Annotated in this window: 17 protein-coding genes, 1 tRNA gene and 1 riboswitch; of the genes, 8 read left to right on the top strand and 10 right to left on the bottom strand. The window is 64.1% G+C overall.

The window, feature by feature from the left end; genetic code table 11:
• Positions 1 to 63: 63 nt before the first annotated feature.
• The 5 genes from cobN to BLR85_RS13240 form a co-directional block, all read right to left on the bottom strand.
• On the bottom strand, positions 64 to 3,876 hold the full coding sequence (gene cobN, locus BLR85_RS13260; RefSeq protein ID WP_093156644.1) for a cobaltochelatase subunit CobN: 3,813 nt from the start codon (positions 3,874 to 3,876) through the stop codon (positions 64 to 66).
• The gene (locus BLR85_RS13255) at positions 3,877 to 4,332 is read right to left on the bottom strand and encodes a GNAT family N-acetyltransferase (protein WP_093156641.1); all 456 of its coding nucleotides are present in this window, start codon (positions 4,330 to 4,332) and stop codon (positions 3,877 to 3,879) included.
• Entirely contained in the window at positions 4,329 to 5,390 is a 1,062-nt protein-coding gene (gene cobW, locus BLR85_RS13250; protein WP_093156637.1) for a cobalamin biosynthesis protein CobW, read from the bottom strand. The genes BLR85_RS13255 and cobW overlap by 4 nt, the downstream gene beginning before the upstream one ends.
• Positions 5,391 to 5,507: 117 nt before the next feature.
• A riboswitch (cobalamin riboswitch) is annotated at positions 5,508 to 5,711 on the bottom strand.
• Positions 5,706 to 6,470 (bottom strand): cobalt-precorrin-6A reductase, encoded by a 765-nt coding sequence (locus BLR85_RS13245; protein WP_093156633.1) that lies wholly within the window; start codon positions 6,468 to 6,470, stop codon positions 5,706 to 5,708. It overlaps the preceding riboswitch by 6 nt.
• On the bottom strand, positions 6,467 to 7,555 hold the full coding sequence (locus BLR85_RS13240) for a cobalt-precorrin-5B (C(1))-methyltransferase (protein ID WP_093156766.1): 1,089 nt from the start codon (positions 7,553 to 7,555) through the stop codon (positions 6,467 to 6,469). The genes BLR85_RS13245 and BLR85_RS13240 overlap by 4 nt, the downstream gene beginning before the upstream one ends.
• Positions 7,556 to 7,653: 98 nt before the next feature.
• On the opposite strand from BLR85_RS13240, the gene cobA reads away from it, so the two are divergent.
• From cobA to BLR85_RS13225, 3 genes are all read left to right on the top strand, one after another.
• Positions 7,654 to 8,514: a uroporphyrinogen-III C-methyltransferase gene (gene cobA / locus BLR85_RS13235; protein ID WP_093156764.1), complete on the top strand. Its 861-nt coding sequence runs from the start codon at positions 7,654 to 7,656 to the stop codon at positions 8,512 to 8,514.
• Positions 8,511 to 9,800 (top strand): cobyrinic acid a,c-diamide synthase CobB, encoded by a 1,290-nt coding sequence (locus BLR85_RS13230; protein WP_093156630.1) that lies wholly within the window; start codon positions 8,511 to 8,513, stop codon positions 9,798 to 9,800. The genes cobA and BLR85_RS13230 overlap by 4 nt, the downstream gene beginning before the upstream one ends.
• 90 nt (positions 9,801 to 9,890) lie before the next feature.
• Entirely contained in the window at positions 9,891 to 11,066 is a 1,176-nt protein-coding gene (locus BLR85_RS13225) for a lytic murein transglycosylase (protein WP_093156627.1), read from the top strand.
• 96 nt (positions 11,067 to 11,162) lie between these two features.
• On the opposite strand, the gene smc is transcribed toward BLR85_RS13225, so the two are convergent.
• Complete coding sequence (smc, locus tag BLR85_RS13220) at positions 11,163 to 14,618, bottom strand: chromosome segregation protein SMC (RefSeq protein WP_093156624.1); 3,456 nt, start codon at positions 14,616 to 14,618, stop codon at positions 11,163 to 11,165.
• 235 nt (positions 14,619 to 14,853) lie between these two features.
• Here smc and BLR85_RS13215 point away from each other — a divergent pair, with 235 nt between their 5' ends.
• Entirely contained in the window at positions 14,854 to 16,074 is a 1,221-nt protein-coding gene (locus BLR85_RS13215) for a TsoY family (seleno)protein (protein ID WP_093156621.1), read from the top strand.
• Positions 16,075 to 16,214: 140 nt separating this feature from the next.
• Here the strand turns inward: BLR85_RS13215 and focA are convergent, their stop codons facing one another.
• The 4 genes from focA to BLR85_RS13195 all read right to left on the bottom strand — a co-directional run bounded on the left by focA (position 16,215) and on the right by BLR85_RS13195 (position 21,077).
• Positions 16,215 to 17,081, bottom strand: coding sequence for a formate transporter FocA (gene focA / locus BLR85_RS13210; RefSeq protein WP_212635089.1), 867 nt, complete (start codon positions 17,079 to 17,081; stop codon positions 16,215 to 16,217).
• A gap of 48 nt (positions 17,082 to 17,129) precedes the next feature.
• On the bottom strand, positions 17,130 to 17,909 hold the full coding sequence (gene pflA, locus BLR85_RS13205; RefSeq protein ID WP_093156618.1) for a pyruvate formate-lyase-activating protein: 780 nt from the start codon (positions 17,907 to 17,909) through the stop codon (positions 17,130 to 17,132).
• Between the two features lie 55 nt (positions 17,910 to 17,964).
• Positions 17,965 to 20,220, bottom strand: coding sequence for a formate C-acetyltransferase (pflB, locus tag BLR85_RS13200; RefSeq protein ID WP_093156615.1), 2,256 nt, complete (start codon positions 20,218 to 20,220; stop codon positions 17,965 to 17,967).
• 783 nt (positions 20,221 to 21,003) lie between these two features.
• Positions 21,004 to 21,077, bottom strand: a tRNA-Gly gene (locus tag BLR85_RS13195).
• A 75-nt stretch (positions 21,078 to 21,152) separates the two neighbouring features.
• Here BLR85_RS13195 and BLR85_RS13190 point away from each other — a divergent pair.
• From BLR85_RS13190 to BLR85_RS13180, 4 genes are read left to right on the top strand one after another with little or no spacing between them, the layout of a single operon-like run.
• Positions 21,153 to 21,992 (top strand): DUF6635 family protein, encoded by an 840-nt coding sequence (locus BLR85_RS13190; protein WP_093156612.1) that lies wholly within the window; start codon positions 21,153 to 21,155, stop codon positions 21,990 to 21,992.
• Positions 21,992 to 22,183, top strand: a complete 192-nt coding sequence (locus BLR85_RS13185) for a hypothetical protein (protein ID WP_212635088.1) — start codon at positions 21,992 to 21,994, stop codon at positions 22,181 to 22,183. The genes BLR85_RS13190 and BLR85_RS13185 overlap by 1 nt, the downstream gene beginning before the upstream one ends.
• A 39-nt stretch (positions 22,184 to 22,222) precedes the next feature.
• Positions 22,223 to 22,510 carry a transposase gene (locus BLR85_RS30480; RefSeq protein ID WP_425284479.1) on the top strand — a complete coding sequence of 96 codons (288 nt, stop codon included), beginning with the start codon at positions 22,223 to 22,225 and terminating at the stop codon, positions 22,508 to 22,510.
• Entirely contained in the window at positions 22,507 to 23,340 is an 834-nt protein-coding gene (locus tag BLR85_RS13180; RefSeq protein ID WP_425284480.1) for an IS3 family transposase, read from the top strand. The genes BLR85_RS30480 and BLR85_RS13180 overlap by 4 nt, the downstream gene beginning before the upstream one ends.
• Positions 23,341 to 23,739: the final 399 nt, after the last annotated feature.

Here is a 23,739-nt window from a genome sequence, read left to right as displayed (position 1 = left end):
TGAACTGTTGGGAACATGGCTGCCTGAAGCGGCGATGGCAGCGTCCGTCTTCTTGCTTTGAACTCACGACGCCAACTCCGCCAGTCGCGCGCGTGCCGAGTTGGACCGCGGCGACCAGAGCCCACGGTCGATCGCCTCCTGGAAACGCTCGGCCATTTCGCGCAAGGCGGGCGCATTGGCCTCGGCAATGAACTCGCGCGTCTCGTCATCCTCCAGGTAGGCGTCGTAGACGAGGTCGAAATGGTGGTTGCGCACCGAATGGGTCGTTGCTGCGAAGGCAAAGAGGTAATCGACCGTCGCTGCCATTTCGAAAGCGCCCTTGTAGCCATGCCGCTTGATGCCATCGATCCATTTCGGATTGGCCGCACGGGAACGGACCACCCTGCCAATCTCCTCGTCCAGCGTGCGGATCACGGGGCGTTCGGGGCGGGAATGATCGTTGTGATAAACCTCCGGCGCCTCGCCACGCAGCGTCTCGACCGTCGCGGCCATGCCGCCTTCGAACTGGTAATAGTCGTCGCTGTCGAGCAGGTCATGTTCGCGATTGTCCTGGTTCTGGACCACGGCTTCGACCTTGCCCAGACGCTCGGCGAAATCCTCCCGCGCGGCGGTGCCCTCGGCGCTTTCGCCATAGGCATAGCCGCCCCAGGTCAGGAAGGAGGAAGCGAGATCCGAGCGGTTCGCCCAGAGTTTTTCGTCGATCATCGCCTGAAGACCCGCACCATAGGCACCCGGCTTGGAACCGAAAACGCGGAAGGCGGCACGGGTCTCGCCGACCTCCGCCGCTTCCGCGCGGAACCGCGCAGCGGCCGGGTTGTCCGCCTCTGCTTCGTCCAACTTCATGACGGCCTTGGCCGCCGAAGCCACGAGGTCCATCTGCGCCGGAAAGGCGTCCCGGAAAAAGCCCGACACCCGCAGCGTGACATCGACACGCGGCCGGCCCAGCGCCGAGATCGGGATGATCTCGAAACCGGTGACGCGGCCCGACATTTCGTCCCATTTCGGCTTAACACCCATTAGCGCGAGCGCCTGGGCGATGTCATCGCCGCCGGTCCGCATATTCGCGGTGCCCCAGGCCGTCAGCGCCATGGCGCGCGGCCAGTCGCCATGTTCCTGCAAATGGCGGTCGATCAACAGGCTGGCCGATTTCCACCCCAGCGACCAGGCGGCGCGGGTAGGGATGGCGCGGCTGTCGACGGAGAAGAAGTTTCGCCCCGTGGGAAGCACATCCAGCCGTCCCCGCGTCGGCGCGCCAGAGGGACCGGGAGAAAGGAACTCACCGTTCAAGGCGCGCAACAGCCCGGCCATTTCCGATTGCCCCGTCCGGGAGACAACCCTGCGCAGCCACGTATCGATCCCTTCAAGAACCGCGGCGGATCGAGGCCCCGGCGCCGAGGGTTCCTCTCCTGCAACAAGACGTGCCGCGAACAATTCCAGCCGTTCGACACTGTCACCGTGGCTGCGCCAGGGATTGCGCTCTCCCTTCGGAGAGCGCGGGGCGGTGGGGGAGGCGGGCGCGCGCAGCGCGCCCGCCTCCCCCACCGGGTCGCCTGCGCCAGCAGGCGAAACGTCCAAACTGGCAAGGGCGTCCGGTCGGGGACCGTTCCAAGGCGCCGCCATGTCGCAATCCAGCGGATCGAAATCCATACAGAAATCCGCTGCCAACGCCCGCAGCAACGATGCGTCCTTGCCTTGCCCGTCCCCGCGCGGCACCCGCGTCAGCGCGACAATCAGGTCGGTCGCGAGCCGCCCTTCCGGCGCCTGGCCGAAGATATGCAACCCGTCGCGGATCTGGCTTTCTTTCAGTTCGCAGAGATAGGCGTCGAGCTTCTGCAAGCGGCTGTCGGAATCGTCTCCCGCCTTGATACCGGCATCGACCGTAAGACCGGTGGACTCCATCAGCGACAGGATCTCGTCGCGCAAGTAGGAAATCCGCCGCGGGTCCACGCCCGCCGCCTGGTAGTACTCGTCCACCAGCGCTTCGAGATCGCGCAGCGGGCCATAGCTCTCCGCACGGGTGAGCGGCGGCGTCAGGTGATCGACGATCACCGCCTGGCTACGCCGCTTCGCCTGCGTCCCCTCGCCCGGATCGTTGACGATGAACGGGTAGACATGCGGCAGCGGGCCGAGCACGGCTTCCGGGAAGCAACTCTCCGAGAGCGCAACCGCCTTGCCGGGTAACCACTCAAGGTTGCCATGCTTGCCCATGTGGATGATGGCGTGGGCCTTGAGGCTCCCCCGCAGCCAGAAATAGAAGGCGAGGTAGTTATGCGGCGGCACGAGGTCCGGCGCGTGATAGGTCTGCTCGGGATCGATATTGTAGCCGCGCGCTGGCTGGATACCGACCACGACATTGCCATAGCGCAGTATCGACAGTGCGAACCCGTCATCGCCGCAGAAAGGGTCGTTCTCCGGCGCCCCCCAGCGGTCTTCCATGGATTGGCGAACGTCCAGATGCAGGCGATCATACAGCGCGCGATACGCGTCAAGCGACAGCGTTTCACCACCCTGCCGCACTGCGCGATCGGTCAGCCAGTTCGTCGGGCCTGCGAGGATCTGTTCCATCAGCTCCGCCGATGTCTCTGGCGCCCCCGATACCGTGTAGCCCGCGTCGCGCAGGGCATTCAGCACGGTGACGGTCGCGGCCGGCGTGTCCAGCCCGACACCATTCGCCAGCCGGCCGTCCTTGTTGGGGTAATTCGCGAGGATGATCGCGACCTGCCGTTCGCTCCGCGCCGCTTTGCGCAAAGCCGCCCAGTTCGCCGCCAGATCGGCCACGAACTGCACCCGGTCGCCGCGCGCCCGGTAGGCTGCGATGGCGCTTTCGGTCGCCTCGTCGAAATAGGCCTGCCCCTTGAAGCTGATCGCCCGGGTCAGGATCCGCCCATCGACTTCCGGCAGGGCCACGTTCATCGCGATGTCGCGCGCCGACAGCCCGCGCTCGGCATCCTCCCAGGCCTCCTCGGAGCTCCCCGAAAGGATTACCTGCAAAACCGGCGCGCCGGTTGCGTCCAGAACGGTGGCCGGTCGCTCGCCCTGCTGCCAGCGGGCCGGGTCGGGCGAGGAAACGGCGAAACTGGTGCCGTTCAGAACCACGTCCGGCGCATGCTCGGCAAAGATCTGCTCCAGCGTCGAAACCGACACCGGATCCTTCAGCGAGGCCACGAAAACCGGCAGCGGGTTCAACCCGCGCCGGAGCAGCGCCTTGACCAGCTGGTTGACCGGGTGCAGCCCCGCCCCTTGCAGCAGGGCGCGGTAAAAGGTGATCGCAATCACCGGCGCGCCGTCCTGCCAGTGCCGACGCAAAAGGTCCAGATCGGCCAGCGCCTCGCCCGGCCAGTAAAGCCCGGCACGCAACAGCGGCTCAGCTTCGGGCGGGCGTTCGCCCTCGCCCAGCATGTGGCGGGCAAGTTGCAGGAAGCGCGTGGCATTCTGCGGCCCGCCCTCGATGCAATAAGCCCAGAGCGCCTGCCAATCCTCCGTGGACACGGTGGAAAGCGAGAGCAATTCCGGGTCGGGCTTGTCATCGCCGGGCAGGAGCGCCAGCGGCACGCCCGCTTCCAGAAGCCGCGCGGCCAGTTGCTCGACGGCATAGGACCAATAGGCCGCCCCGCCCAGAACCCGCACCACGACCAGCCGCGAACGCTCCGCCGTATCGCCGATATACTTGTCGACCGAGAACGGGTGCGACAGCCAGCCGAGATTAGCCAGCCGCAGGCTCGGCGCTTCCGCGCCCAGCGACTGCCGCGCCTCAGAGAGCGCGGCCAGCTCGGTATCGGCCGCCGAGAGGAAAATCACATCAGCCGGCGACTGCCCCGGATCGACCGGTTCGCTCCCGTCCGAGATCTGGCCGGGCGTGGCCGCAAGCAGATGCATTCAGATCGCCTTTTCCATGAAGATGGAATGCGGGCTTTCGGGGTATTCGCCGAAACGCTCGCACTCGGTGAACCCGTGACGGCGATAGAGCCGATGCGCCAGTTCCAGCGTATTGCCGCTCTCCAGCCGTAACAACGTTATGCCCCGTTCGCGGGCCAGCGAAGTCAGTTGCTCCAACAGCCGGTCGGCAATGCCCATGCCGCGCGCATCCGGATCGACGAACATCGACTTGATCTCGCCATAACCCTCCCGCTCGGCCAGCGCCACGCATCCAAGGCTCCGTCCGCCGCGCTCGGCAACGTAGAAATGGATGCCAGGCATGCAGAGCGCGTCAATCGGCAGGAAGTAGTTGGCGTCGCTGGGATACAGCTCCTCCATCAGCCCATGGCTGGCCTTCAGAAGGGACGTCGCCCCGGGTTCTCGCGGGTTCGCGCGGCGAATGGAAAAATCTGTCATACCTGAAGCGCCTTCTCGATGGCCAGCCGGTCCAGCCCGGCCTGCCCGATCACCACGAGACGGGTTTCGCGCTGGTCGGCGGCGGCGAATGGACGGTCGAAATAGCTGTCGATCCTTGGACCGACGGCCTGAAGCGTCAGGCGCATCGGCTTGCCAACGACCGCGGCAAATCCCTTCAGGCGCAGGATGTCATGCGCGCGGATCACCTCGGCGACCTGCTCGGAGAAGACTTTCGGGTCGAGGATCTCGGCGCGGGTGACAACGAAGCTTTCGAACTCGTCATGGCCATGGGCGTGCTCATGATCGTGCTCTTCATGATCGTCGTCGTGGTGATGATGATGCACCTCGTGGCGCCCGTCCATGTCGTCCTCGGAGCCGATGCCCATCCCCAGCAGGACCGCCGGATCCACCACGCCCATCTCCGCATGCAGGACGGAAACGCCGTCGCGCACTTCACCGCGCAGCTTCTCGGTCAGCCGGGCCGAAGCCTCGGCGCCCAGCAGGTCCGCCTTGTTGATGATGACCATGTCGGCACAGGCCAGCTGGTCTTCGAACAACTCGGAAAGCGGCGTCTCGTGGTCGATCGTGTCATCGGCCTCCCTCTGCGCATCCACGGCGGCCTCGTTGGCGGCGAAACGCCCCTCGGAAAGCGCCGGGCCATCGACCACGGCGACCACCCCGTCCACGGTTACGCGGGTGCGAATATCGGGCCAGTTGAAGGCGCGCACCAGCGGCTGCGGCAGGGCAAGTCCGGAGGTCTCGATCACGATGTGATCGGGCGCCTCGTCCCGGTCGATCAGCTTCTGTATCGCGGGCAGGAAATCCTCGGCCACGGTGCAACAGATGCAGCCGTTGGAAAGCTCCACCACGTCCTCGTCCTTGCAACCCTTGATGCCGCAACCCTTGAGGATTTCGCCATCGACGCCGAGATCGCCGAATTCATTGATGATCAGCGCGATGCGCTTGCCATTGGCATTCTCGACCAGATGCCGGATCAACGTCGTCTTGCCGGCCCCGAGGAAGCCGGTCACGACCGTTGCGGGTATCTTCTGTGCCATTTTGTCTGGCTCCTTTGAAGCGCCTGTCTTTGGGTGCGGATCGTTCGTTCGCGGGGACGGGCCGAGGCCCGAGCGCGTCCCAGAGCACCCCGCCCGGACCACACCCCGCGCCGGCCAGCGGGCCGGCGTCACGAGGCAGGTCTCCTGGCTCGCGGGTCAGCGCCGGCCCAGCCTTCCCGGCGCGTCGCGCACCAGTGGCACCGGGGGTCGGCTCACCGCATACAGTCGCGGGGGCGGCTGCGGTTCGGCCTGCCGAATCCCAGGCTTCCGCATTCCCTCTTGGCCCGGGGGTGCCCGGGAACCTCGTGACGGGGGTTATGGGGTCGGGCCGGAAGGCGTGTCAAGCGCGAGCCACATTGCAACGGCCCGTAGGATATCCGCCATGTCGTGAAAGTCTGGCGCGATGCCGGACGTCCCTGGCCGCTCGATCATCAGGATCGGCAGGCCAAGCGCCGCCGCTGCCGCGAGTTTCGCCCGCCCGCCCCCGCCGGAATTGCGCGTCACCAGATGCGTCACCGCCCGGCTTTTCATCAACTCCCGCTCCTGCGCCTCGGAAAAGGGCGGACGGGCGACGAGCGCCTCGACATGCTCGGGCAGGTCTTCGAGCGGTTCGATAGCCCGCAGGACCAGGTGCAGGTCGGACCGAATCCCCAACACATCCCGCGAGCCGGAGCCGGTTGCGAGAAATGCCCGCGCGCCCGCCGGAAGGGCTTCGATGGCCGCTTCCAAGGAAGGATGGGGCTGCCAGTCCTCGCCCTCCTCGGGTTCCCAGGCAGGTCGGGTGAAACGCAGGAGCGGGCAGTCCTTGCGCTTCGCGGCTCGGGAGGCATTGGGCGAGATCCGTTCGGCATAGGGATGGGTCGCGTCGAGCAGAAGCGAGATATCTTCCTTCTTCAACCACTCCGCGAGCCCGTCTTCGCCACCAAAGCCGCCCATCCGGACCTCTCCAGGATAGCGGGCCGGCACGCTCGTCGCCCCGGCAAGCGACACGGTGAGGCGAACGGGCCACTCGGACAAGGCCTCGGCGAGGTGCCGCGCTTCCGCGGTTCCGGCCAGCAACAGGATGTGCGGCTTGTTCATGGTACATGGACTCCCTTGGAATCGGCGAGCGCGACGAGGTTGCCGGCCCGGTCGATCAGCAGGATATCGACCTCCACCGGCGCGTCGGACAGCACGGCTTGTGCCTTCATTCGCGCCGCCTCGGCGATGGCGCAAGCCAGCGGCGCGCCGACAATGCCGAGCGCCTGGTTCGCGGTATTACATGCCGCGATCTCGGCCCGGTCGGCGCCAAGCGTTGCGGCAAGATCGGCCAGTTGCTCGAAATCGACCTGGCTGCGGCCCGAATGCAGGTCCATCGCCCCCTGCGCCAGCTTGGTCAGCTTGCCGAAGCCGCCGGCGATAGTCACGCGCGGCACGGGGTGGCGGGCGATGTATTTGAGCATGCCGCCGGCGAAATCGCCCATGTCCAACATGGCGTGATCTGGCAAGCCGAACCGAGCCTGCGCGACCTTTTCCGAGGTGGCGCCGGTGGCGCCCGCAACATGAGCGAGACCCGCCGCCCGCGCCACATCCACCCCGCGATGGATCGAGGCGATCCAGGCCGCGCAGGAGAACGGGCGCACGATTCCGGTCGTGCCGAGAATGGAGAGCCCGCCGAGAATGCCCAGCCGCGGGTTCCAGGTGCGTTCGGCCAATTCCGCGCCACCAGGAACCGAGAGTGTCACGTCGAAATCGGCGCTGATTCCCGCCGCTTCTGCAAGATCCGCCAGCGACCGCCCGATCATCTCGCGCGGCACCGGGTTGATGGCGGGCTCACCGACGGGCACAGGCAGGCCGGGCCGCGTCACCGTGCCCACCCCCTCGCCCGCGAAAAAGCGCAAGCCCCCTCCGGTTGCGCCGCGCGCGACCGTCGCGGTGACATTTGCGCCATGGGTCACATCAGGATCGTCGCCAGCATCCTTGACCACCACGGCCCGCGCCCAGCCTGCGCCCTCGGCACGGGACTCGAGCGGAAACAACACCTTCTGACCCCGCGGCAGGGTGATCTCCACCGGGTCGACCCATTCGCCCGTCACAAGCGCCCCCGCGGCGGCGGTGGCGGCGGCGGTGGCACAGGCACCGGTGGTGAAGCCGGTGCGTAGCTCTCCTGCGGGTTTGCGAGTCATGCGCGCGGTATAGCCGGATTGCGACATGTCGCGACAGGGGCAAAGAAGCGGCCTCCGCCATCTCGCCATTGCCGCTGCGCAGCGATATGCTTCGCGCCATGATCGACGACACCCAGATTTCCCTGCCGGCGCATGACTGGCCCGACTTCCCAGCCGGCCTCGTCTGGCTGGTGGGTGCGGGTCCGGGCGAGCCTGGCCTGCTGACGCTGCAGGCGCTCCATGCGCTACGCAGCGCCGATATCATCGTACATGACGCGCTGGTGGATCCGCGCATTCTCGACTGGCGCCGTCCCGGAACCGAGTTGGAATATGCCGGCAAGCGCGGCGGGCGTCCGTCGGCTGTCCAGCGCGACATTTCCCTGCGGCTGATCGAGCTTTCGCGCTCCGGCAAGCGCGTGCTCAGGCTCAAGGGCGGCGACCCTTTCGTCTTTGGCCGCGGCGGCGAGGAGGCGCAGACGCTGGTGCAAGCCGGTGTGCCGATTCGGCTGACGCCGGGCATCTCGGCCGGAATCGGTGGGCTGGCCTTTGCCGGCATCCCGGTCACCCACCGCGACGTGAACCAGGCCGTAACCTTCCTGACCGGGCACGATCAATCCGGGCTGACCCCCTCGGCCATCGACTGGGAGGCGCTGTCACGCGGCAGCCCGGTGATCGTCATGTACATGGCGATGAAACATCTCGACCAGATCACCGGCAACCTGCTGGAAATGGGACGCGACGCGAACGAGCCTCTCGCCATCGTCTCCAACGCGACCCTGCCGGATATGAAGGTGCTGGAAACCACGCTTGGTCGGGCCGCCGCCGATGCACAGGCCAATGACATGCAGGCCCCCGCGATCGTCTGCCTTGGCCGGGTGGTCGCGATGCGGCAGGTGATCGACTGGATGGGCCAGCTGCGCGGCGAAGCGGTTCGCGACATGGATCCGCTCGGCACGGAGGCTTCCAGTCAGGTCTCATGAGCGCACGCGGCTTCGTGATCGCCGCCGCGACCTCGGGCGCGGGCAAGACAACCCTGACGCTGGGGCTGCTCCGGGCGCTGAAGCGGCGCGGGCTGGATGTGCGCGCGGCCAAGAGCGGCCCGGATTACATTGACCCCGCTTTTCACGCCGCCGCCTGCGGCGCGCCTTCCGTCAATCTCGATGCCTGGGCCATGCCGCCGAATGCGCTCAGGGCACGGGCAGCAGCGCAGGGCGGCGAGATCCTCGTGGTCGAAGGCGCGATGGGCGTGCTCGATGCCGGGCGCGACGGCAAGGGCTCGGCGGCCGACCTGGCGCAAGCGCTCGGCCTGCCGATCGTGCTCGTACTCGACATCGCCAAGGCCGGGCAATCCGCGCTTTTGCCGGCCATCGGCCTGCAGGCGCTGCGCCCGGAGCTGCCGCTGGCGGGCGTGATCCTGAACCGTGCCGGCACGCGTTCCCACGCCGAGATGGCGCGCGCGCCACTGGAGGAAGCCGGAACCGACGTCTTCGGCGCGCTCCTGCGCGACAGCACGCTGCACCTGCCCGAGCGCCATCTGGGCCTTGTGCAGGCCGGTGAGACGGAAGGACTCGACGCCTTTCTCGACCACGCCGCCGAAATCGTGGAGAAATCGCTCGATCTCGACGCGCTCCTGCAGGCTGCCGGCCCCCTGATCCCACCCGAGCAGGATTTCCCCCGCCTTGCCCCGCTGGGCCACCGGATTGCTGTTGCCAGTGACGCCGCCTTCGCCTTTGGCTATCCGCATCTGCTGGCGGACTGGCACGCACAAGGGGCGCAGATTCTCCCCTTCTCGCCGCTCGACAACAAGGGGCCAGACCCGCTGGCCGATGCCGTCTACCTGCCCGGCGGCTACCCTGAGCTGTTCGCCGGACAACTGGCAGCGGCCGGGAAATTCCTGGCCCGGACCCGGCAGGCCGCCGAGCGCGGCGCGCGCATCTATGGCGAGTGCGGCGGGTTCATGGCGCTCGGCAACGGGCTTATCGATGCCGATGGCAAGCGGCACGAGATGCTCGGCCTGCTCCCGCTGGCGACCTCCTTCCAGAAGCGCCGCCTCACGCTCGGCTATCGCCGTCTGACCCCCCTGCCCGGCGCGCCGTGGAAGGGCGCGCTGCGCGGGCATGAATTCCACTATGCCACGATCCTGCAGGAAGGCGCGGCCGAGCGGCTTTTCATCGCAACCGACGCAGCCGGAACGCCGCTGCGCGACATGGGGCTGCGGGTGGGCAAGGTCGCGGGGTCCTATGCGCATGTGATCGGCCCCGGCTGAGCGAGCGGTTCACCGAGAGTTCAACCGCTTGCGCTTGCCGCGCTCCGGCACTTCGCTAGGGTGGCGCCGAACCGCATATCGGAGAGCCGCATGAAACGGATGATCGCCTCGCTTCTTCTCGCCCAAATGGCCACGGCGGCCGTAGCGGAAATCCCCTGCGGCGGCAGCTTCGCCGATTTCACCGCGGCCATGAAAGCCGAGGCGATTTCCCGGGGCCATACGCCTGCGAGTGTGGACGCCTTTTTCCGCGGCACCGCGCAGGACCCCAAGGTGCTTCGCGCCGACCGCGCACAGGGCATCTTCCAGCTTCCCTTCATCGACTTCTCCCGTCGCGTCATCAGCCAGAACCGCATCCAGAACGGACAGGCCAACCTGCGCAAGCACGCCGCGACCTTTGAGCGGGTTCAACTGGAATACGGCGTCAGCCCCGGCGTGCTTCTCGCCTTCTGGGCGCTGGAGACCGATTACGGCGCGGTGCAGGGCAATTTCAACACGCTGAACTCCCTGCTGACGCTCAGCCATGATTGTCGCCGCCCCGAGCTTTTCCAGCCGCAGGTCTATGCCGCGCTGGAGTTGTTCGAACGCGGCGATTTCGTTCCGGCCACGACGACCGGCGCCTGGGCCGGCGAGATCGGCATGGTGCAGATGCTGCCGCGCGACATTCTCGAAAACGGGGTGGATGGCGACGGCGACGGCAAGGTCTCGCTGAAAACCTCCGTGCCGGATGCGCTTCTGTCCGGTGGCGCCATGCTGCAGGACCTTGGCTGGCGGCCCAACGAGCCGTGGCTGCAGGAGGTGCGCGTGCCGCGAGGGCTCGACTGGTCCCGCACCGGGCTCGATCACCCCCTGCCCGCCTCCGAATGGGCGGCACTCGGCGTTACCCCGCGCTCGGGCGCGCTGGCCGCCCCCGACCTGCCCGCCTCGCTCCTGCTGCCGCAGGGCCGCAACGGGCCGGCCTTCCTCGCCTATCCCAACTTCAACGTTTATTTCGAGTGGAACCAGAGCTTCACCTACGTGCTGACCGCCGCCTATTTCGCAACCCGGCTGGAAGGCGCCCCTGTCTACGAGGCAGGCAGCCCTGCCCCCGCCTTGTCGGGCGAGCAGATCCAGTCGCTGCAACGCAAGCTGGAATCCCGTGGGTATGACGTTGGCGGCATTGACGGCATCCTCGGTTCCCGCACCCGCGCCGCCGTTCAGGCCGAGCAAGTCAGGCTGGGTCTACCTGCGGATGCCTGGCCGACATCGGAGCTTCTGGGCGCGCTCTGAGCCCGGGCCTTCGGTACGGCGCGCCCCGGCACACCGAAGGCGGGCCGCCCCCAACGAGCGGAGTGCCCCCTTGCCCGGCATTGCTCCAAGCGAGGATCAGGCGACCAGCGCCTCCGCCTTCTTGAGATCGACCGATACGAGTTGGCTCACGCCCTGCTCCTGCATCGTCACGCCAAACAGCCGGTCCATCCGGCTCATCGTCACCGCGTGGTGAGTGATGATCAGGAACCGGGTGTCGGCCCGCTGTACCATCTCGTCGAGCAGGTCGCAAAAACGGGTCACGTTCGCGTCGTCCAAAGGCGCGTCCACCTCGTCCAGCACGCAGATCGGCGCCGGGTTGGCGAGGAAGACAGCAAAGATCAGGGCCATCGCGGTCAGCGTCTGCTCGCCGCCCGAGAGCAGCGACAGCGTAGAGAGCTTCTTGCCCGGCGGCATGCACATGATCTCCAGCCCCGCCTCCAGCGGATCGTCGCTCTCAACCAGTTCCAGTTTCGCCTCGCCACCGCCGAACAGGTGGGTAAAGAGCAGCCGGAAATTGCCGTTCACTTCCTCGAACGCGGTCAGCAGCCGCTCACGCCCTTCGCGGTTCAGGCTGGCAATGCCGTTGCGCAGGGTGCGGATCGCCTCCTCAAGGTCCCGCTTCTCGTCGACCAACGCCCCGTGTTCGGCCGAAACCTCCTTGGCATCCTCTTCCGCCCGCAGGTTCACCGCGCCAAGCGCGTCGCGCGAGCGGCGCAGCCGGGCGATATCGGCCTCGATCGCTTCGGTCGCAGGCATCTCTTCCGGGTCGGCGTCGAGCGACTCCAGCAGCGCCTCGGGCGTGGTCTCCAGCTCCTCGCGGATCCAGGTGACAGCGCCCTCAAGCGTCTCCCGCGCCGCCTCGGCCCGCGCCTCGGAGGCCGCCCGCGCCTCGCGCGCATGGCTGGCGAATTTCTCGGCATCGCGCTCGGCGCGCTCCGCCTCCCGAAACACGGTCTCCGCCGTGGCCAGCGCATCCGCAGCCGAGCGACGCCGCGCCTCGGCTACTTCCAGCCCTTCGGCGAGCTTCTCGCGACGCGCGGCGATCTCCTCCGGCGCGGCGCGCGCCAGCTCGATCTGCTCCATCGCGTCTTCCTTGCGCTCTTCCAGGTCGGCCGTGCGCGCCTCGGCATTGTCGAGCCGCTTCTGCCAGCCGTCGATATCGCGCTGGATCTCCTTGATCCGGCGATCACGCGCCTCGCCCACGCGGCGCAGTTCGTCCTGCGCGGCACGCGCGGCCATCATGTCTCGCCGCGAGCCTTCGACCTCGGTCTTGGCCTGCTCGATGCGAAGCCGTTCCTCGGTAAGGTCCGGCAGTTCCGCCCGCGCCTCGACAGCCTCTTCCAGCCGCTCTCGCGCCGCCGCCGCTTCTTCCTGGTGGCGCGCGACGGCCATTTCCGCCGCCTCAAGCCGCGCCCCGGCCATGGAGCGTTCGTTCTCGGCCTTGGAAAGCGCCCGGCTGGCTGCAGCCACCGCCGTGTCGGCGTCCTTGCGCGCCTGCCGCGCGCGGCGATCGGCTTCAGTCAGGTCCTGCAATTGACGGTGCAGCATCTCGTGGGCCTGTGCGGCGCCCTCGGAACGGGCCGCGACCTCTTCCAAGTCACGCTTGAGCTCGACAAGCCGGTTTAGCTGCTGCAGGCGCAGCGCCGCCGCCGAGGGCGCATCCTCCGCCGCGGCGCGCAGGCCGTCCCACCGCCAGAGATCGCCTTCGAGGCTCACCAGCCTCTGCCCTGGTTTCAGCAATGGTTGCAGACGCGCGCCCTGCTCGGCTGGAACCACGCCGACCTGCGACATCCGGCGGCGCAGAACCTCCGGAACGTCCATCCGGTCGGCCAGCGACGGCACACCTTCCGGCAGCGACTGGGAGGCATCATAGGGCGGCAGAGCCACCCAGCCCGACCCGTCGTCCTCGCCGATCTCCGGCGCGCGCAGGTCATCGGTTAGCGCTGCGCCGAGTGCCTTCTCAAAGCCAGCATCGACCCGCAGGTGATCCATCACCTGGTCGCCTTCGCTGGCATCGCGTTCCACGAGCCGTGCCAGCGCGGCCACCTCGGCGCGCAATGCCTGCGCCTCGCCCTCGGCGCCGGAGCGCTCCGCTCGCGCCTCGGCCTCGCACGCGGCACATTCGGCGCGCGCCGCATCGGCCTCGGCCAGCGCATACTCGGCAGCCTCGGCGGCCTCCGTCGCCTCCGAAAGCCCGGCTTCCGCCATTTCCAACGCTTCCTCGGAAGCCTCCAGCACCGAGCGCGCATGTTCGGCCGTTCCCGAGGCTTTCTGCGCTTCCTGTTCATGGCGGGCAACGGCGCGCGTCGCGTCTGCCTCCATCCGTTCAGCGGATTGGTGTCGCGCCGCGAGCCGGGCGACATCTTCCGTCAGCTCGGCCAGCGCGCGCTCCTTGCCCTGCAGGTTCGAGGCCGCAATCCGCGCCGCCTCTACCGCCGCCTCGAGCTTCTCCTCGTGCCCATCATTGGCGACGGCAAGCTCCTCTCGCTCCTCAACCAGCCGCGAAATCGTCTCGCCGGCATCCCGGTTCAGACCGGCCTCGCGCTCGATATCCTTGGACATCTGCAGGATTTGCCGTTCCAGCGTGGCGATGCTCTCCTGCGCGCGCGCCTCCTCCTCACCGATGGCGCCCAGCTCGACCTGGAGCCGTTGCAGAACCGCCGCCGCGATCGCCTCTTCTTCGCGTAGCGGCGGCAGGGCCGCATCCGACACCTCGCGCTTGCGGGCCGCCTCCACCGCCAGACGCTCCGCCTTGGCCGCTGCCGTCATACGCTCGCGCAACTCCGCCCGTGCAGCTTCCAACGCATCGGCCGCCTCGCGCCAGCGGCGATAGAGCAACATGCCCTCGGCCTTGCGCAGGTCGGTGCCAATGGTGCGATAGCGCTCCGCCTGCTTGGCCTGCCGGGCCAGTTGCGCCAACTGACCGGCCAGTTGCTCGACAACGTCATCGACACGGGCGAGGTTCTGTTCCGCCCCGTTCAGCTTGAGCTCCGCCTCGTGGCGCCGCTGGTAGAGCCCCGAGATTCCGGCCGCTTCTTCGAGGATCCGGCGACGATTTTTCGGCTTGGCGTTGATCAGTTCAGCGATCTGCCCCTGCCGGACCAGCGCCGGCGACTGGCTACCGGTCGAAGCATCGGCGAACAGCATCTGGATGTCGCGGGCCCGCACGTCCCGCGTGTTCGCCTTGTAGGCGGAGCCTGCATCGCGGGTGATCCGGCGCACCACTTCGAGCACGTCGGAATCGTTGAACCCCGAGGGCGCGAGCCGCTCCGAATTGTCGATGCTCAGGACGACTTCGGCAAAGTTGCGCGCTGGCCGGCTGGAGGCACCGGCAAAGATCACGTCCTCCATCCCGCCGCCGCGCATCGCGGTCGGGCGGTTCTCGCCCATTACCCAGCGCAGCGCTTCCAGCAGGTTGGACTTGCCGCAGCCATTCGGACCCACAACTCCCGTCAGCCCGTCCGCGATCACCAGATCGGTCGGGTCCACGAAGCTCTTGAAGCCGTTGAGTCGCAGCCGTGAGAATCGCAAAAGCCTGTCCTGCTCGAGTCGTCAAATGGTGACGGATCTTTGCAAAGCCTGCACCAGAGTCAAGTCTTGGCCCAGAATGTGGGGATTTCCACCGAGTTATCCACAATATCTATTACGGATTCCCATGATGAGGTGACCCCAGAAACAAAACTGAACCGTGCAGTTCAAATTCTCTTGCAAGACGGCACATCCCATGTATTCATATTTACGAATGTGAATACGAAAGGAGCGCCCCATGAGCACCCCCACCCGTCCTTCAGACAATTATTCACCGCTCTATTTCCTTGGCTCGCTTGGTGCAGGCGGCCTGTCGGTGACCTTTTTCATGTACCTGTTCATGTGGGTGCCGCATAAGGGCATCCCCGTGCCGACTTTCGAGCATATCTGGGCAGCGCTGACGACCGGCGGCCCGCTGCAACAGGCTGCGATCCTGATCGCCTGGGCCGGTATCGCCTTCTTCGTCTTCCTGAACCTGAAATACCTGATCTGGAACCTGAACGCCTTCTCGGCCTTCAAGAAGACCGACGCCTACCAGAAGCTGCGCAACTCCAATGCCGAAACGACCATCACCGCCATGCCGCTGGCGATGGCCATGACGATCAACGGCCTGTTCGTAGCCGGTCTGGCCTTCGTGCCGGGCCTATGGTCCATCGTCGAGTATCTCTTCCCGCTCGCCATGATCGCCTTCGGCCTCGTCGGCATTCTGGCGCTGAACATCATCGGCGATTTCCTCGGCCGCGTGCTGACCAAGGGCGGCGTGTTCGACGTGACCGCGCATAATTCCTTCGCCCAACTCACGCCGGCCTTTGCGCTTTCCATGGTCGGTGTCGGCTTCGCCGCGCCCGCCGCGATGAGCCAAAGCACCGTGACCGTCGGCATCGCGCTGGTACTTTCGACCTTCTTCTCGGTCGCCGCAGCGCTCTACATGGTTGTCGCCATGATCACGGCCTTCAATTCCATGTTGCATCACGGAACCGCCAAGGAATCCGGGCCGACGCTGATGGTGATCGTTCCGATCATGACCATCCTCGGCATCACCTTCCTGCGCCAAAGCCACGGCCTGCACGTGACTTTCGAAGCCCATGGCAGCACCGCCGACTCGCTGATGTTGCTGTCGCGGCTGCTTACGGTGCAGGTGATCTTCCTGATGCTCGGCCTGCTCGTCCTGCGCCGCCAGGGATATTTCAAGGAGTTCGTCTTCGGCCCCAAGACCTCGCCTGGCTCCTATGCCCTCGTCTGCCCCGGTGTCGCCCTGTCGGTCATGCTGCAATTCTGGCTGAACAAAGGCCTCGTCGCGGCCGGTGTCGTGGACAAGTACTCGCTTGCCTTCTGGCTGATCTCCGTACTCGCCGTGGCTTTCCAGGTCGCCATGATCGCGCTGGTCCTGAGGCTCAACAAACAACATTTCGGCTACTCATCCAGCGACAAGAAGAACGTCGCGGTTCCCGCCGAATAGTCTTCTCCCAAGTGCGCAAACGAAACGGGCGGCCTCCGGGCCGCCCGTTTCATGTCTCAGCTGAGAGCCGATTGTGATCGTTTAGATGGACTCCGCCACCCGCACTTTTCCAAATGGCCGCGCTGGCGTCCTTGCGCTCCTCAGTGGCGCTGTTCCTCTCCTGGCCGCAAATAGATGAACCAGTAAAGCAGCCCGACGAACAGCCCACCGCCGATGATGTTTCCGATCGTCACCGGCAAGAGGTTGTCGAGGAAGAAATGGCCCCAGGTCAGGTCGGCGAACTGGGCTGCAGTGGCACCGGTCGCTTCCCAGAATTCCGGGCCAACCGCGTTCTTGGTCAGGATCGCCATCGGGATCTGGAACATGTTGGCAACGCAGTGCTCAAAACCGGCAGCAACGAACATTGCCACCGGCATCGTCACCGCCAGCAGCTTGTCGGTCACCGTGCGCGCCGAGAAGGTCATCCAGACACCGAGGCACACCATCACGTTGCACATGATGCCGAGCGCGATGGCCTGGCTGAAATCATGGTGCAGCTTGTGCTGCGCGATCTTCATGTAGTTCAGGCCAAGCTGTCCGCCGGCAAACTCGTAGTGCTGCGCCACCTGCATGATGGCGACAAGCGCAAGGCAGCCGATGAAGTTCCCGACATAGACCAGCACCCAGTTCTTTCCGAGCTGCCCCCAGGTGATCTTGCCGCTGGCCTTGGCCACCACGGTCAGCACGGACGAGGTGAAAAGCTCACCGCCATTGACCACAACCAGCATCAGGCCAAGCGAGAAGGCGAGGCCGCCGAGCATCTTGCTCGCGCCCCAGCCCATGTTCGGATTTCCGGTCGTCACCACGGTATAGAAAATGAAGGCGATGCCGATGAAAAAGCCTGCCGAGATCGCCAGTGCGAAAGCGTTGCGTGGGCGTTTCGTTGCCTTTGCCACGCCGAGATCCTCGGCCTTCTTGGCCATCTCCGGCGGCAATATGGGATCGAAGGGTTGGTGCTGCATGTCCATGCGTGTTCTCTTTGATGCGGTCGGGCGCTGTCGCTTCTTTGCCGCGTGTCAGGTCGCTTCCAAGCCACGGGCGCGAAAAATCTCCCGCGCGGCCTCGGTTTCATCGTTGGACGGAGTGCGGGTGTCGCGAAGCTTGTATTCCAGCCCCAGCCGGTCCCATTTGGACGTGCCGAGCTGGTGGAAAGGAAGGACCTCGACCAGCTCGACCGCATCGCCGTAACTGGCCACGAGATCCGCCATTTTCGTCACGTCGTCGGGCGCGTCGGTCCAGCCGGGCACCAGCACGTAGCGGATGCGCATCTGCTTGCCGAGCCGCACGAGGCGCTCGGCAAAATCAAGCGTCGGTTGGAGCGGCTGGGCGGTGAGCTTCAGGTAGCGTTCCGGGTCGATATGCTTGATGTCCAGCATCACCAGATCGATCGGGTCGAACCACGAGTCCTCGACCTTGCCATGCAGGAAGCCCTGCGTATCGAGCGCGATATGCAGACCCCAGCGTTTCTTGATCGCCGCCGCCGTGCGGCCGACGAATTCCGCCTGCATGAGGGGCTCGCCGCCCGAGAAGGTGACGCCGCCGGCGAATTTCAGGAAGGAAGAGTATTTCCGCACCTTCGCCAGCATGTCCTTAAGTTCCACACGGATGCCGTTGTGGAGCTTCCAGGTATCGGGGTTATGGCAATAGAGGCAGCGGAACTGGCACCCGGCCATGAAGAAGACGAAACGCATCCCCGGTCCGTCGACCGCCGCACCCGATTCCACCGAATGCAGAAAGCCGTGGCAATCCGCTTGATGCGTGGCGTCGAATGCCGTCTCGGGGACCAATGCGGTCATGATGTCTTCTCCGGCGGTTTGGATGGGGCGCCGGAGAGCGCCCCGCCCGGTTGACTTACATCTGGTTGTGGAAGGTCCGACCGATCACATCGAGCTGTTGCTCGCGCGAGAGCTTGACGAAGTTCACCGCATAGCCCGAGACACGCACGGTCAGCTGCGGATACTCTTCCGGGTGATCCATCGCGTGCATCAGCGTTTCGCGGCTGAGCATGTTGACGTTCACGTGGAAGCCGTCCGCGTCGAAGAAGGCGTCGAGGCAGTTCGACAGGTTGCGCATCTGCTCCTTCTCCGTGTGCCCCATCGAGTCCGGTGTGGCCGAAGCGGTCCAGGAGATGCCGTCCTTTGCGAACTCGTAGGGCAGCTTGGCGACCGAAGCCCCGGCGGCAACGAAGCCGTTCTTGTCGCGCCCGTTCATCGGGTTGGCGCCCGGGGCGAAGGGCTCGCCGGCCTCGCGGCCATCCGGCGTCGCGCCGGTCTTCTTGCCGTAGACCACGTTGGAGGTGATGGTCAGCACCGACTGGGTCGGCATCGACTTGCGGTAGAAATGCGGCTGGCTTTCGACCTTCTTCATGAAGACCTCGGTGAGCCAGACGGCGATATTGTCGACCGTGTTGTCGTTATTGCCGAAAGCCGGGTACTCGCCCTCGATCCTGTAATCGACAGCCAGGCCGTCCTCGTTGCGGATCACGTGCACCTTGGCGTGCTTGATGGCCGAGAGGGAGTCCGCGGCGATCGACAGCCCGGCAATGCCGCAGGCCATGGTGCGAAGGATGTCGCGATCGTGCAGCGCCATCTCGATACGCTCGTAGGCGTATTTGTCATGCATATAGTGGATGACGTTCAGCGCCTTGACATAGGTCTTGGCCAGCCAGTCCATGGCGATCTCGAACTTGGCGACAACCTCGTCATATTCGAGCACATCGCCGGTGATCGGCTCCAGACCCGCTGCGACCAGTTGGCCGGACTTCTCGTCCACACCACCGTTGATCGCGTAGAGAAGCGCCTTGGCGAGGTTAGCGCGGGCACCGAAGAATTGCATCTGCTTGCCGATGGCCATGGCCGAAACACAGCAGGCGATACCGTAATCGTCGCCCCATTTCGGGCGCATCAGGTCGTCGTTCTCGTACTGGATGGCCGAGGTGTCCTTGGAAACCTTGGCGCAGAAATCCTTGAAGCCGCGCGGCAGCTTGGAGGACCACAGAACCGTCAGGTTCGGCTCCGGCGCGGGACCGAGGTTGTAGAGCGTGTGCAGCACCCGCATGGAAGTCTTGGAGACCAGCGTGCGGCCGTCCTTGCCCATGCCTCCGATGGCCTCGGTCACCCAGGTCGGGTCGCCCGAAAACAGCTCGTCGTAATCCGGCGTGCGCAGGAAACGGACGATGCGCAGCTTGATGACCATGTCGTCGATCATCTCCTGCGCGGCTTCCTCGGTCAGCGTACCACGGGCAAAATCGCGCTCGATATAGACGTCGAGGAAGGTCGAGATCCGGCCGATGGACATGGCCGCGCCGTTCTGTTCCTTCACCGCGGCAAGATAGCCGAGATAGGTGAACTGGATCGCTTCGCGGGCGGTCTCGGCCGGTTTCGACATGTCGATCCCGTATTTCAGGCCCATCTCGCGCAGTTCTTCGAGTGCGCGATACTGCTCGGCCAGTTCCTCGCGGGCGCGGATCGTTTCCTCGTCAAACACCGCGTCGTCCAGCTCACGATGCTCGCGCAGCTTGTCTTCCTTGAGGAAGTCGATGCCGTAGAGCGCGACCCGGCGATAGTCACCAATAATCCGGCCGCGGCCATAGGCATCCGGCAGGCCGGTTATCACACCCGATTTCCGGCAGGCGGTGATGTCGGGAGAATAGACGTCGAAAACGCCCTGGTTGTGGCTCTTGCGGTACTTGGTCCAGATCTCGTGGACGGTCTCGTCCGACTTGAAACCATAGGCCTCCAGACCGTTCTCGACCATGCGCAGGCCACCGTTCGGCATGATGGCGCGTTTGAGCGGCGCGTCGGTCTGCAGGCCGACGATGATCTCCAGATCCTTGTTGATATAGCCGGCATCATGCGCGGTGATGGTCGACGGCTTGTCGGCAGAGACGTCCAGAACGCCCGCAGCGCGTTCCTGTTTCAGAAGCTCGCCAAGCTCTGCCCAAAGCGCGGTCGTGCGCTCGGTCGGGCCCACCAGGAAGCTGTCATTGCCTTCATACGGCGTGTAGTTCTCCTGAATGAAGCCGCGCACATCCACCTTGCTGCGCCAGACGCCGTCGGAGAATCCCTCCCAGGGATCGGAAATTGTGCTTTGAGTCATGACGTTCATTCTCGTATCCTGACGATCCATTGCGCGAATCTGCTCCGCGACAGTCCTTGAAATCCGAACCGGGGCCCGAAGGCATCAAACCGCACCAGCCACTTGGCGCCTTCCCGACCCTTACGTTACGGCATCACGCCGCCTTGCGACAAACATAGGGTCAGACAGAATAATGCTTCAATTACCGTTGTTTCCGGTAACATATTTTTTTCCTTTAAATTTCAATATGATGCCAGAACGGTTGAGGCGGCATTGCGCCGTTTGCATAGAACGATTCGAGTAATCTCGTTTCGTTCAACCCCCATCCAAATGCGGAAAATTACCTGACGACATATTGCAACCCCCACGGAGGGAATAACGAAAGATCCTGTCTTTCCAAATCTTCTCCCTCCTCGGAGCGGAACGCACGGCAAAAAGCCGAGTCCCCGAGAGGGAATGCCACCAAGTTCCACGGGACGCACATTTTTTCACCACGGGACAAGCGGCAATCGCGACCGGGACGAAGCCTGCTCGGGCGACCTGATGCTCCCGATCTCGCTTTCGGATTGTCGAGAGACATAGGCCCGGGATCGGGTCTTGATGACATCCAGTATCCCGATGCCGGAATCGAATAAAAACCGTTGTGATTACAGGAGGTATATGGGGACGGAGTTCGTGGAGTGGGTAGACGGAATCGAACCGACATAGCCTGCTTGGAAGACAAACGTGCAAATCGGATATTTATAAATATATTCAGATACATATCGCCAACATCTGGCGTGTTTTGCAGGCATTGTGTCGGAAATGGATTTCTGGAGCGGGCGGCGGGAATCGAACCCGCGTCATTAGCTTGGAAGGCTAAGGTCTTACCACTACACAACGCCCGCTCAGCAGAGTACGGCTTATTTCATGGGTGTTCCGAGGTCAAGGACTGGCTGACGATTCATCTGGAGGTGACGACGATGTCCGAAACAGACGCGGTGATCATTGGAGCGGAAGACGGAGAGATCGCCGCCAGCAATGACGGCGTGGACAGATTCGTCACGAAACACTTCGGCGTGCTCGGGACGTTTCGCCTGCATCGGGCGGCTATCGGCTGGGACCTGCTGGCCGCGCCTCTCAACGTGATGCTGGCGCCGATATTCCTGCTCTCTCGACTGACTGCACTGGTACTGGCCGCGCTCCGCGTTAGGCGAGCCAGTCAGTGGATCCTCGCTTACCCGATCTTTCTCCACTCAGCGGTCGCACGCGCCGTTGAGCAACGGATCGAGTTCGAACTCTGGCCTGCAGTCTCGCCGCAAAAGGCGTCACTGAACGATCGGCAGAGGCAACTTCTGAGAGATTACACCAGCGTTCGAACCTCTGTTGCCGAGATATTCACCACTCTCGTCGTGCTTGCGCTCGGCTTCTACCTGTTTCGAAATCCGACGCCGGGTATCGTCTCGTTGACCCCGTTCGTTTCCGACCTCATGACGCAAACCTCGGCTGTCGCGAACTTTCCGTTTGGTCAGGGGCTCGGGCAGATGTGGTACGCAGCGTTTCCACCCGTGCGATCCTTGAGTTATGTGATCACCGTTGGGATCAGTCTCGCTCTTGTCGCCTCGCTTGTCACGACCTTCGCTGGGATCATCGCCGACCCGATCCAGGCATATCTCGGCATCCATCGCAGACGTCTGTTGCGGCTTCTTGAAGATCTCGACGCGAGCGACGCGGCCGGACCTGTCCTGGCCCGGGAACATGTTCTCGCGCGGCTCGCGGACATTTCAGATGCCGGAGTCAGCCTCTTCCGGATGCTAAGGTGATGGGTAGAGCGGCGACGCGAGAGTTCGAGGAGGACCAGTTCGAAATGATCGGAGGCGTGTTACTCGACATCTCTGGCGTTCTCTACCAGGGAGACGTGGCGATCCCGGGCGCCGTCGAGGCTGTAAGGCGCCTTCGGGACACCGGCTTACCGATCCGTTTCCTGACCAACTCCACTGTGCCTGCCCCCTAAAACTGGGCCATTGATTGGACTAGGAATGGGGGAAGAGAGATGGCTCGGAAACGGTATTCGGATGAGGACGTCCTCAAGCTGCTTCGAGAGATCGAGTTGAAGCTGGCGGATGGTAATGACGTGCGAACGGCCTGTCGTTCGGTCGGTGTCAGCGACGCAACCTATTACAACTGGCGGCGTCGGTTCGGCGGGATGGGCAGGTCTCAGCTGTCGGAAATGCGCACTCTTGAAAAAGAGAACGTAAGACTGAAGAAGATCGTGGCCGAGTTGGAACTCGACAAGCTGATCCTCAAGGAAAGCCTGAACCACCTAAAGCCGAGGGCCTGACGACGAGCCAGCTTCGTCAGGCCGTCATTCACACGCGTCAGAAACTCGCCACGTCCGAACGCCGGACCTGCAAGGTGATCGGACTTGCCCGCAGTTCCATGCAGTACCGAGCTGTCGAACAGAACGACGATGAGCTGCGGCTTGCCATGATCCGACTGGCGAAGAGCTATGGGCGTTATGGCTATCGAAAGGTGGCAGAGTTGCTGCGGGTCGAGGGCTGGCGCGTGAACCACAAGAAGGTGGAGCGGCTCTGGGGCGAGGAAGGGCTGCAACAGCCACAGCGGCACAAGAAGAAGCGGCGCCTTTACCACGAGGACAGTTCGATCATTCGGTTGCGACCGACACATCCGAACCATGTGTGGAGCGTTGATTTCGTTCACGACAAACTCAGCAATGGCCGCAGCTACAAGATGCTGACGGTGCTGGACGAATACACCCGCCAGGCGCTGGCAGTAGAAGTCCGCACCCGCATGGGTTCTGAGGATGTGCTGGAGGTCCTCTACGGGCTGTTCCTGCGCCACGGAAAACCGGAGTTCGTCCGGAGCGACAACGGCCCAGAGTTCGCATCGGAAGCGACACAGGGATGGCTTGAGAAGGTCGGTGTGAAGCCAATCCGGATCTATCCGGGCTCACCATGGGAGAATGGATACAACGAACGGTTCAACGGAACGCTACGCCGGGAAGTCCTCAATGCGGAATGGTTCACGACGACCAGGCAGGCCCAGATCGTCATCAACTGCTGGCTCAAGCAGTACAACCACACCCGTCCGCATCAGGCACTCGGAATGCGGCCTCCTGTGCCTGAAACCCTATCAAGAAGTGGCCCATAGAAATGGGGCTGGACATTTGGGCCGGAGATAGTCGGAAAGAATTGAATTAGAACCGTCTGGGTTCATTGGAGTTCCAATGGACTTCATGCTCATTTCTGTTACCTCATCTTTTCATTCTGCCTAAACAGATTCCATAACATTCGCCAGGCGTCAACCGGCTAAGCATTTGTTATAAAACAGTTTTCTTCACTCTTTGGTTGACATTTCACATTTTCGTTGAGGTTGGTATTGTCTAAATTCAAAAGCTTATTAGAGAAACGAACTGCCAAATTGCGTTATTCGAAACCCAAAAAAACGTTCACAGATTTGTCACAAAAAGAACTGGAGACGAAAGAAATCCACCCAAAAAAGAGCGTCGTTCGGCACTCACATCATCGTTTGACGTTCGGCGGCATCCTG

The sequence above is a fragment of the Aliiruegeria lutimaris genome, assembly GCF_900099935.1.
Taxonomy (GTDB): Bacteria; Pseudomonadota; Alphaproteobacteria; order Rhodobacterales; family Rhodobacteraceae; genus Tropicimonas; species Tropicimonas lutimaris.
The sequence above is the reverse complement of the archived record's forward strand: the minus strand, read 5'-3'. Positions and strand labels throughout refer to the sequence as shown.